Raw genomic sequence first — 9,458 nt, 5'->3', positions numbered from 1 at the left:
CTCCTCGACCCCGCCGCCGAGTACGGACGGTGGATCACGGAACGCCCCCTCGCCAGGATCACCCTGTGGGGAGACACCCACCCCTGGCTCGTCACCCGCCACGAGGACGCCCGCGCCGTCCTCAGCGACCCGCGGTTCAGTTCGCGGAACACCCGGCCCGGCTTCCCCGGACTCCAGCCGACACCACCACCGACCACGCCCGGCCAGCTGTTCGCCATGGACCCACCCGACCACACCCGGCTGCGCCGCATGCTCATCCCCGAGTTCACCTTCCGCCGGGTCGAACAACTGCGGCCCGCCATCCGGAACATCACCGCGGAACTCCTCGACGGGCTCGCCAAACAGGAGCGATCCGCAGACCTCGTCGAGCACTTCACCCTGCCGCTGCCGCTCCTGGTCATCTGCGAACTGCTCGGAGTGCCCTACGAGGACCGCGACTTCATCAACCGGCACGCCGCCGCGTTCGCGACCGTCACGGCCGGACCGGAGGCGATGCGCGCCGGCTGGGGGGCGCTCTTCGGCTACCTGCAGGAACTGCTGGCCGCCAAGGCGCGCGAACCCGGCGACGACCTGATGAGCAAGCTCGCCACGGAGCGGGTCGCGACCGGCGAAGCGAGTGCCGCGGAGGCCGCCGGGCTGCTCGTCCAGCTCCTCATCGCGGGGCACGAGACGACCGCGAGCATGCTCTCCCTCGGCGTCGTCGCCCTGCTGCGGCACCCCGACCAACTGGCCGCACTGCGCGCGGACGAGGACCTCGTCCCGGGGGCCGTGGAGGAACTCCTGCGCTATCTGACCGTCGTCCACATCGGCATGCGCCGCATCGCCACGGAGGACGTCGAGGTCGGCGGCGTCACCATCCGGGCCGGTGAGGGTGTGGTGGTCGCCCTGCAGGCGGCCAACCGGGACCCCGCGGTCTTCGCCGATCCGGACCGGCTCGACCTCACCCGGGACGCCGACCGGCACCTGGCCTTCGGCCACGGCCTCCACCACTGCCTCGGTCAGTCGCTCGCCCGCGCCGAACTCCAGATCGCGCTGCCCATGCTGTTCCACCGGCTGCCCGGACTGCGCCTGACCGGGCTCGCCGCGGAGGAGTACGCGTTCGAAGGACGCGCGATCCACGGGGTGCGGGAGCTGCCCGTGGCCTGGTGATCCCGGCCGAGTTACCCTCGACCGCCCCCAGCGACGGCACGGTGATCCGCTACTACAACATCAGCGAGAACGACGGCACCAACGCCGGCTGCCCCGCCGCCGGCACCCCGATCCCAGGGCACGGGCGTCTTCCACTTCGACGGGTTTACGCCAGGGCGGAGCGCGCGTCCCTGCGCGGGTAGGGCTCGGGGAAGCCCCGTCACCGCCGTTCGGGATGGCGGCGGGCAGCCGTCATGCGTCCGGGAGCCAGGGTGCGAGTGCCGCGTCGACCGTCCGGACGGCCATGTCGGTGTCGAGTCGTGCGCCGAGCATGAAGCGCTGGAAGAGGAGCGGGCCGATGACGTGGGAGACAAGCTCCCTCGCGTTCTCCTCGACGCCGGGGCGGAGTTCGCCGCGGTCGACGGCTGCGTTCAGGACGGTGACGAGGTGTTCGTCGGCACGGCCGAACATCTCGTCACGGATACGCCGTACGCCCTCGTCCCGCTCGGCGCGCTCGATGACCGCGGCCGTGACCGACGCGGAGACGGGCTGGTTGAGCCACTCGATCTGCCGGCGGAGTCCGGCGATCAGTTCGTCGCGGATCGGGCCGTCGCCGAGCATGAGCAGGGGGCGGGCGTCGGTGGCCAGGGTGTCGAGGAGCAGGGACTGGACGTCGGGCCAGTGCCGGTAGACGGTGGCTCGGCCGATACCGGCGCGTTCGGCCACGGCGGCGTGCGTGACGCCTCCGGGCCCAGCCTCGACGAGAAGCTCCGTGGCGGCCGCCAGGGCGGCGGCGCGGCTGCGGCGGGCGCGGGGGTCGTCTTGGGTCCCGGGCATCGACACACCTCTTCCGTGAATCTCCAACAAAGCAGTGTATGAGACAGGTTGACTCACCTCCAGTTCTGATGCATGCCGTCTCACAGTGAGCAGGGGCACATCGGTCTTCTCGGCCTGCCTCGTGAGCGAACCCACCGCCGGAGAGACCGCTTCGCCCCCCATTGCGGGCGCGCTCGTCTCCCGCGCAGTGGGCAGTTCCGTCGCGTCAAGTGCACACGGGTGCCGCTCCCCACGGATCAAGCACCGGATCGCTGACTACCTCGTCGTGCACGGAGGGCGGCGCCGCGACGGTGGTGATGGCGGCATCCGCCCTGCCGGGCCTCGGCGAGCAGCTCGGCATCCGCCGAACCGAGCTTGTGCCATGGGAGCATGAAAGTCCTTCTGTGGCTTTGTTGTGACGTGTTGCGAGGGAACGTGGGCGCCACGGCGGGCGCTCGGCCTCACGGCTCTCGAACGCCGTGCCGCGGGACGGCCGAACCAGGAGCCCGCGAGTCCAGCAGCCCAGGGGTCGGCGGCGGCGAACCGCTCCGACGCGGGCCGGCGGTGGCCGCTCAGGCGCATGCGCGCTGCAACTCGGGCGCCGGCTCCGGCGCCAGGCGTACGTGGTGGGGGCGGACCCGGTTCGGCCCGCCCCCACCGTGCGGGGCAGGGGGGCGTCACCCCGTGCCTGTGGAGGGCGTGCCGACCGCACGGTGAGCTTCCACTCCGGCGTGGCGACACGGCTCTCGGGCCGGCTCCCGGCCAGGAGGACATGAGCGGTCAGGGCGGGCCGGGGGGACAGCCCGCCCTGACCGTGCGGGGCAGGGGGGAGTTGGACCGCCGCGCGGTCACCGCCCCGCGTCCGTGGAGCTCGCGGCGCTTACGCGGCGAGCTTCTGCTTCGGTGTCGCCCCGTCGTGCCCGCTCGCGCCACTCCACCCCGACCTCTTCGCGACCTCGGCGCGCTTGCGGTCGCGCCTGGTCTTCGCCTGCCTCTTCCTGATCGGCTCGGTGGCCTCTTCCATCGTCTTCAGCTCAGCTCGTACGGTGTGCGCCGGGCGGCGCTCCAGTATGGCGTCGTAGTTCATGGCCAGCAGGTTCAGGGCGTCGGTGTCGGACTCCCCGACCTCGGCGAGGATGGCCGTCCCGCCCGGCGTGACGTACGGCGTGGAGGCGCCGACCGGGCCGACCGGGCCGACCGGGCCGACCGGGCCGACCGCGCCGGCGGCCTCGGTGGCCTGTCGGTGGCCGCGGCCGTCTCCGATCACCGCCCCGATGCCCCAGCCCATCACCGGTCCGAGGGGTCCACCGAGGATGCCCATCAGTGAGCCGACCAGTCCGCCGGCTGCCGCGTTCCGGCCCGGCTCGGTCTCCAGGACCGCGGGGACACGGACCGTGCCGTCCTCCAGGCGCTCGATCAGTGCGGCGCCGCGGACTTCGGTGGTGGCGGAGCCGAGGCGGGTGAGGTCGCTGAAGGCCTGGTAGGCAGCGGCGCGGTCGGTGAAGCGGAGGGCGACGGCGTTCTCGTTCATGGACATGACCTGGCTCCTTCGGGATGACTGCTCCTTGTCTGTGAGACAGTGTGTACCAGAGAAGCGTTGTGAGTCAACTCGTCTCATAGGGCCGTCCGTGGAAGCGGTGCCTCATGTTCCGGACCGGCGACCCCGCGCCCACCGCAGCCGCACCGCCGTCCTGACCGCGGCCACCGGGCTGCTGGTCCGAGGTGGCCCGGAGGGGGCACTCGCAGTCGCCCCGTCCCGTCCTGACGGTCTGCGGACGAACCTCCTCGCACGCCGACGATGTGGACCGCTCCGGCACCGCCTTCGGCCGGGCGGTGAACAGGGCCGCGGCAGCCGTTGACCGCATCCCTTCCCCGCGCCCACCCGGTCATGGGCCCGGGGGTTCGCGCCTGCGGAACTACGGTGTACGCGGCCGGGAGCCATGTCGCTCCAGCGGTATGTCGTCGATCCCGAGCGGGTGGCCGAGCGGGTGTGCGCGAGGGTGAGCGGGACGCTGACGCGGGCGCAGTGGCGGACGCACGCGCCGGACGCCCCGTACCGGAAGGTGTGCGGGGACCGGGTCCGGTGACGCCGGGTCAAGGAGCCCTCGCGCTCCTCCTCGGTGAGCCGCGCACGCGTCACGCCGACCCGCCGGACAGCCCACGGCGGCAGGCGTTGACGTTGTGCCGGCGCAGGGCCTGGGTCTGCGCGGGGTGGCTGCGATGGTTGCCGAACCTGCGCGCGAGGCCAATCACACGAGGAGCAGGTGTGTTGGACTCCACCGGCGTGAGCGCGTGCGACTGCGGTGAGAGGGAGTGCCGGGGCGGTGATCGGTCGGTGTCGCAACCCGAGTTACCGGTATGCGTTCCCCGCCGTAGCGGCGAGGGCGCCCGGGTTACGCGTCCTGGGACGATGCCATGAAGAGCCAGTCCTGGCGGACGACGTCCGTGCCGGGCCCGCCCGACAGCGTGTCCCTGCCCGGGCCGTCGTACAGCGTGTCGTTGTCGCTGTTGCCGTAGAGGATGTCGACGCCCGGGCGGCGGTGCAGGAAGTCGTTTCCCGTACCGCCGCGTACCGTGTCGTCGTCTCCGTCGTGGCGCTGCCGGCCCGCGCCGCCGTGGACGAAGTCGTTGCCCGTGCCCCCGTCCGCGCCGCCCTCGGCGCCGTTGGCATGGATCGTGTCGACGCCGCTCCGGCCCGGCGCGATGGCCTCGTCACCGGTGTGGATCGTGTCGTTGCCGTCCTCGGCCATCGCCATCCCCATGGTGCCCGGCGTCGACGCAGTGCGGCGGGGTGGGGTGGGCCGGATGGTCGGGACGGCTTCGGCCCGGCCGGTGACGCGGGTGGCGTCGCGGCCGGGCCGAGTTGCACGGCGAGCGGGCCCGGGCGCTGGGCTTCACCCGCCGGCAGGCCGCCGACACGATTGCGGCCGCGGACGCAGATCAGGCGCCCCATGTCCCGCTGTTCACCGAGAACGAGGTGCACGGGAACCGGCGCGTGCCGGCCGGGCGCGCCTGAAGACGGCAACTCCCAGCAACCCGCCGTGTGTTCGTGTGACCCCGCACGCGAGCCCCGGCCCCTTGCTCCTCCGACCGTGCTACGCCCAGCAACCGTTGACCGTGGCGGCGAGGCCGTCCAAGGCGTCCTTGATGTCGCCGGCGCCGGCGGTGGAGCCGTTCTCAATGAAGGAGAAGATCTTCCAGCGGCCGTCCTCGGCCTTCGTCAGCCCGCTCAGCGCGATCGCGCCGGTGAGGGTGCCCGTCTTGGCCTTGACCTTTCCGACGGCGCACTGTGAGTCCGGGGTGTCGAACCGGCCCCACTCCGGGGCCAGAGTGGCACCCGCCTCACCCGAGACGGGCAGGCCGTCGATGATGTACTTCAGGGTCTGGCTGTGACTCGGATCGGCGGCCACGTCGAGGATGTCGGCGATGGTCTGTGCCGAGACGCGAGTGGCGCGGGACAACCCACTGCCGTCGTGGATCTCGAAGTTGTCCATCGAGACGCCGTACCGGCTGAGCACGTCGCGCACTACCGCCGTCCCGTCCTCGAAGGTGGCCGGTCGGCCGGCACCGAGCGCGGTCATCCGCAGCAGTGTCTCGGCAATGTCGTTGTCGCTCACCTTGAGCATGTGCTTCACGATGGTGGACAGCTTGTCGGACTGGTGCTGGGCCACGGGTACGTCTCCCTTGCCGACCACCCCGCGGGTGACGTCCCCGGTGACGGTGACACCCCGTTCGGCGAGGAGCTTGGCGAAGGTCTGACCCGCGTCCACGGAGGTGTCCGTGACGTTGTGGCTGTCGACCACCAGCGCCCGCACCGGCGCGATGGAGTCCGGGTAGTAACCGGTGTTCCAGCCGGTCGCCAGCGTGGGTTCGGGGAAAAGGCTGTCGTCGATTTGGACCTTCACCGAGGTGAGACCCGCGTTCTTCAACCCCGCGACAGCGGTCTTGGCGAGCGCGTCGAGGTCGTCGGAGGTCAGTGTGCGGTCCCCGCCGCCGACGAGGGTGAGGGTGCCGTCGCCGTAGACGACCTTCGTGGTGAACCGGTGGTCGGGACCGAGGACCGTCAGCGCGGTGGTGGCGGTGGCGAGTTTGGTGTTGGACGCGGGCATCAGCGCGGTGGTGGCGTCATGGCCCCAGATGACCTTGTCGGACTTGGCGTCGATGACCACACCGCTGACCGTGCTGCCGAGGCGCGTGTCCTGAACGCGCTCGTTCAGATTGTCCGCGATCTTCTGCTCGGCGGAGTCGAGCGTGGTGGCGGCCTTGTCAGCGGCCTGGTCGGCGGCGAAGGCGGACGGGCCGGCCAGGATCGTCCCGGCGACGGGGGTGGACACCGCGACCACCACCGCCCGGCGCAGGGCCGGGCTCATCGTCTTGGGCTTACGGTGACGACCGCCCGCGCGGACGGCTGTGGGGGAACTTGGCATGGGGAACCTCGGCGCATAGTGCTGGGTAAGGGGGAGGGGGTGGGGAGAATGCCCGCTTAAGATCTTGAAAGTAAAAGTAACAGCGGCAACTCCCTCTACTGATGAGTACTTTGTGAGTAAGGACACATCCTCACCGAGGTGACGACTCTCGTTCGCGGCACCCGCCCCGGTGGGCTCTCACACTTGCAACGCGAGGAGATCTCCCGCGCCTGGCAAGCGGTTTCTCGGTCTCCCCCTGTCGGTCCGTCAGTGGCCGCACCGGGCCCGCGCCGTCGCCGGTGCTCAAGCCGCGCGGAGGTCACCAGCCGCTCGTGGCAGAGGGGTTCCGTGACCGGCCGGGCAGGGTCGACGGGGAAGGCCGCGGCGGAAACCCTGGTCCACCGGACGCCCGAGGGGGAGCGGCCGAGCCCGTCGGCCCACCACCCTTGGCGCTACTTCACCTTCCGCTTGCAGTCCGCCATGACCCGGGTCGAGTCGTAGGTGCGGATGTTCGTCAGCTGCGTGCCCCCGTCCGCGGCGCACTGCCGAGCGAGGGCGGCCTCTGTCCCGATGCGGTCCTGCCAGACATCCTCCCGGCCGGCGAAGGCGGAGCCGGCGCCCGCGATCTGCAACCCGAGCAGGGTGACGGTGGCCGCGGACAGCGCCCACTTGGTACGACGGCGACGGTTGGTCGCTGTCCTGTTCTCCGTGAAGTCCGGAGTTTCTGCATGTGTGTTCGACTCGTGCACGGGGTGTCCAAACCGGAGAAGCGTGATGTGGGGGTGCCCCCGGGTCCGAGCCGCAGAAGCAGGCGATCCAGGGGGTGTTGCTCGGCGTCGTGGCGCACGCCGCCGGTCCGTGTGGGGGGATCGTGAATTTCAAACTTTCACGCAGTCGGGGTCGTACATGCCGGAGCAATTCCTGACAGCCGTCAGGTTACACTTTGCCCGGCGGGTGTCAAGTAAGGATCCCGGGTCCGAGTTGACTCTCCATGGGGGCACTCGTCAGACGCCTTCTGCTGTCGGACGCGCCGCATGACCTGCTGCGAGGGAAGAATGATGAGTGACATCAAGGGCATCGTCCTGAAGGCCGCCGCCGAACTCCTCGGCGACAAGGACCCCTCCGCTGTCGACCGCTGGACCGCCGACGACCACAAGCAGTGCGGTCCGACCGCGGGTGACGGTTGCGAGCCGCTGCGCCGGCTGATCGCCGGGGTGCCGGACAGCTTCCGTCACGAAGTCCAGCGGGTCATCGCCGACGGTGACCTGGTCGCCGTGCACGGCACGTACCACGGCGGGGGGCCGCTCATCGCCTTCGACTCATGATGGCCGGGACGACGATGAAGGCGGCACGAATCCAGTGGCAGGAATTGCCTGAGGTGCCTGTCCATGAAGACGTGCCCGTACCCTCGGCCGGCGCGGAACCGGAAACCGACCGGGAGGCGCCCCGGAGCCCTGTGCTGAACAACAAGCCCATCGACAAGACACGAAAGCAGGGCAGGTGTCGCGCGCGTCCGGACCGCGGTCTTCGCTTACGAGCCGGACTTGCCGGACCGGACGTGAGGTCAAGCCTGTACCGCCCCGGGGGCGAGGAGGACGGTGAGCGGCTTGCTGACCTCTCGCGGGAGGCGTGCCCGGCCGACGGCGCTTGCGGCGTACCTGCGACTGGCCGGGCTGCTGATGGAGCCGATCGGGGGCGGTGTCCGTGAGCGCATGGCGCAACTGCTGTCGAATGCCGGGGCGGTCGTCGGAGCGCTGGGCGCCGAGGGTGAGTTCACCGCATGTCTCGCCGCCCTGCGCCCAGACTTGAGGCCAGGCGGACACTCATGACCGCGAGGGAGTGACCCGCCCTCCAGAGGGCGCGTCCTGAGCAGTCGGATCCGCACGCTGCTGTTGCCGAGTACTTCGAAGGCGAGGAGGCCGGCGGCTCGTTCATGGGGCTCTTCGTGCTCCGTCAGCGCAGCGTCCGTACCGACTGCCGGATCACCAGCTGGGTGCTCAGCACCACGTGGTCGTCGGCCGCCAGGCGTTCCGCGCGTTCCAGTGCCAGCCGGACCGCGGTGCGGCCCAGGTCCTCGTAGGGCACCCGGACCGTGGTGAGCGCGGGGCTGAGGTCGGCGGCGAAGGGGACGTCGTCGAAGCCCACGAGGGAGATGTCTCCGGGGACGTCGAGACCGGCCTCGCGCAGGGCGGCCAGCGCGCCGGTCGCCACCATGTCGGTGCCCGCGAAGACCGCCGTGAACTCCAGGCCGGAGTCCAGTGCCTCCCGGGTGCGCTGGTAGCCCGAGACGCGGGTGTACGGGCCGGGGACGTCGAGTTCCCCGGCGTAGGGCACGCCGTGGGCGCGCAGCGCGTGCAGATAGCCGTCCCGGCGCTGCTCGGCGGTGCTCAGCAGGGGAGTGCCGCCCAGGAAGAGGATGCGCCGGTGCCCGGCGGTGAGCAGGTGGTCGGCGGCTTGGAAGGCGCCCCCGCGGTTGTCGTACTCGACCACCGTCACCGGAGGGTTGTCGGGCAGCGGCGGACGGCCGACCAGCACCAGCCGGGAGCCAGCGGCGTCCAGGGCCCTGGCGTACTCGGCCATGCGTTTGAGGTAGTCGTCGTCCTGCACCGCTCCGCCGACCAGGACGACCGCGCCCGCGTGCTGTTCGCGCATCAGCTGCACCAGGTCGCTCTCGCGGTCCGGGTCGCCATGGGTGGCGCAGATCAGGCTCAGCCTGCCCTGGTCTGCCGCCTCCTGCTCCACCCCGGCGGCGACATGGGCCAGCGACGGTCCGGTGATGTCGCGGATGACCAGCCCGATGGGGCCCGCCACCCGGCCGGACAGCGCCTTGGCGTGGACGTTCACCGCATAGTGCAGCGACTCCACGGCCGCCATGACACGGGCGCGGGTGGCAGCGGAGACCGGGTAGTTGCCGGCGAGAGTGCGGGAAACGGTTGCTACCGACACGCCCGCCTCGGCGGCGACATCGCGAATCGTGCTGGGCCGGTCGCCGCCGTTGGTGTTACTCCGGCGCCGCTTGGCCCGTTTGGGTTCAGCGCTTGTTCGAGGACCGTTTCCGTTGACCGTCACAGCTCGACGTTACTGCATCGGACCCCTCTTGCAGGGAGG

The 9,458-nt window shown here is 71.0% G+C and carries 9 protein-coding genes; 3 read left to right on the top strand and 6 right to left on the bottom strand.

From position 1 onward, the window contains the following. On the top strand, positions 1–1,149 hold a 1,149-nt coding region (locus tag FNH04_RS34780; protein ID WP_152789841.1), incomplete at its 5' end, for a cytochrome P450. A 231-nt stretch (positions 1,150–1,380) separates the two neighbouring features. Here the strand turns inward: FNH04_RS34780 and FNH04_RS34775 are convergent. Together FNH04_RS34775 and FNH04_RS34770 are read right to left on the bottom strand one after the other, a co-directional pair. After that, complete coding sequence (locus FNH04_RS34775; RefSeq protein ID WP_152789840.1) at positions 1,381–1,965, bottom strand: TetR/AcrR family transcriptional regulator; 585 nt, start codon at positions 1,963–1,965, stop codon at positions 1,381–1,383. 859 nt (positions 1,966–2,824) lie between these two features. Next, positions 2,825–3,481: a hypothetical protein gene (locus tag FNH04_RS34770; RefSeq protein WP_152789839.1), complete on the bottom strand. Its 657-nt coding sequence runs from the start codon at positions 3,479–3,481 to the stop codon at positions 2,825–2,827. A gap of 403 nt (positions 3,482–3,884) precedes the next feature. Between FNH04_RS34770 and FNH04_RS46835 the strand changes: the two genes are divergently transcribed. Next, positions 3,885–4,031, top strand: a complete 147-nt coding sequence (locus FNH04_RS46835; RefSeq protein WP_194236909.1) for a hypothetical protein — start codon at positions 3,885–3,887, stop codon at positions 4,029–4,031. A gap of 306 nt (positions 4,032–4,337) precedes the next feature. On the opposite strand, the gene FNH04_RS34765 is transcribed toward FNH04_RS46835, so the two are convergent. The 3 genes from FNH04_RS34765 to FNH04_RS34755 form a co-directional block, all read right to left on the bottom strand. Beyond that, positions 4,338–4,706 (bottom strand): calcium-binding protein, encoded by a 369-nt coding sequence (locus tag FNH04_RS34765; protein ID WP_152789842.1) that lies wholly within the window; start codon positions 4,704–4,706, stop codon positions 4,338–4,340. Positions 4,707–5,039: 333 nt separating this feature from the next. Next, the gene (gene dacB / locus FNH04_RS34760) at positions 5,040–6,314 is read right to left on the bottom strand and encodes a D-alanyl-D-alanine carboxypeptidase/D-alanyl-D-alanine endopeptidase (RefSeq protein ID WP_228031788.1); all 1,275 of its coding nucleotides are present in this window, start codon (positions 6,312–6,314) and stop codon (positions 5,040–5,042) included. Positions 6,315–6,802: 488 nt separating this feature from the next. Beyond that, positions 6,803–7,099: a hypothetical protein gene (locus tag FNH04_RS34755; RefSeq protein ID WP_152789837.1), complete on the bottom strand. Its 297-nt coding sequence runs from the start codon at positions 7,097–7,099 to the stop codon at positions 6,803–6,805. A gap of 309 nt (positions 7,100–7,408) precedes the next feature. On the opposite strand from FNH04_RS34755, the gene FNH04_RS34750 reads away from it, so the two are divergent. Further along, positions 7,409–7,675: a nuclear transport factor 2 family protein gene (locus tag FNH04_RS34750; protein ID WP_152789836.1), complete on the top strand. Its 267-nt coding sequence runs from the start codon at positions 7,409–7,411 to the stop codon at positions 7,673–7,675. A 628-nt stretch (positions 7,676–8,303) separates the two neighbouring features. Here FNH04_RS34750 and FNH04_RS34745 read toward each other — a convergent pair. Continuing rightward, positions 8,304–9,419, bottom strand: a complete 1,116-nt coding sequence (locus tag FNH04_RS34745; protein WP_152789835.1) for a LacI family DNA-binding transcriptional regulator — start codon at positions 9,417–9,419, stop codon at positions 8,304–8,306. Positions 9,420–9,458: the final 39 nt, after the last annotated feature.

This window comes from Streptomyces phyllanthi (assembly GCF_009377205.1).
In the GTDB taxonomy this organism is placed as follows: domain Bacteria; phylum Actinomycetota; class Actinomycetes; order Streptomycetales; family Streptomycetaceae; genus Streptomyces; species Streptomyces phyllanthi.
This window is presented reverse-complemented; position numbering and strand designations above follow the sequence as displayed.

Coding starts and splice junctions, on each gene's coding strand:
- dacB (WP_228031788.1), bottom strand. CDS start 6,314: ATGAGCCCGGCCCTGCGCCGGGCGGTGGTGGTCGCGGTGTCCACCCCC.
- FNH04_RS34770 (WP_152789839.1), bottom strand. CDS start 3,481: ATGTCCATGAACGAGAACGCCGTCGCCCTCCGCTTCACCGACCGCGCC.
- FNH04_RS34750 (WP_152789836.1), top strand. CDS start 7,409: ATGAGTGACATCAAGGGCATCGTCCTGAAGGCCGCCGCCGAACTCCTC.
- FNH04_RS34765 (WP_152789842.1), bottom strand. CDS start 4,706: ATGGGGATGGCGATGGCCGAGGACGGCAACGACACGATCCACACCGGT.
- FNH04_RS46835 (WP_194236909.1), top strand. CDS start 3,885: ATGTCGCTCCAGCGGTATGTCGTCGATCCCGAGCGGGTGGCCGAGCGG.
- FNH04_RS34775 (WP_152789840.1), bottom strand. CDS start 1,965: ATGCCCGGGACCCAAGACGACCCCCGCGCCCGCCGCAGCCGCGCCGCC.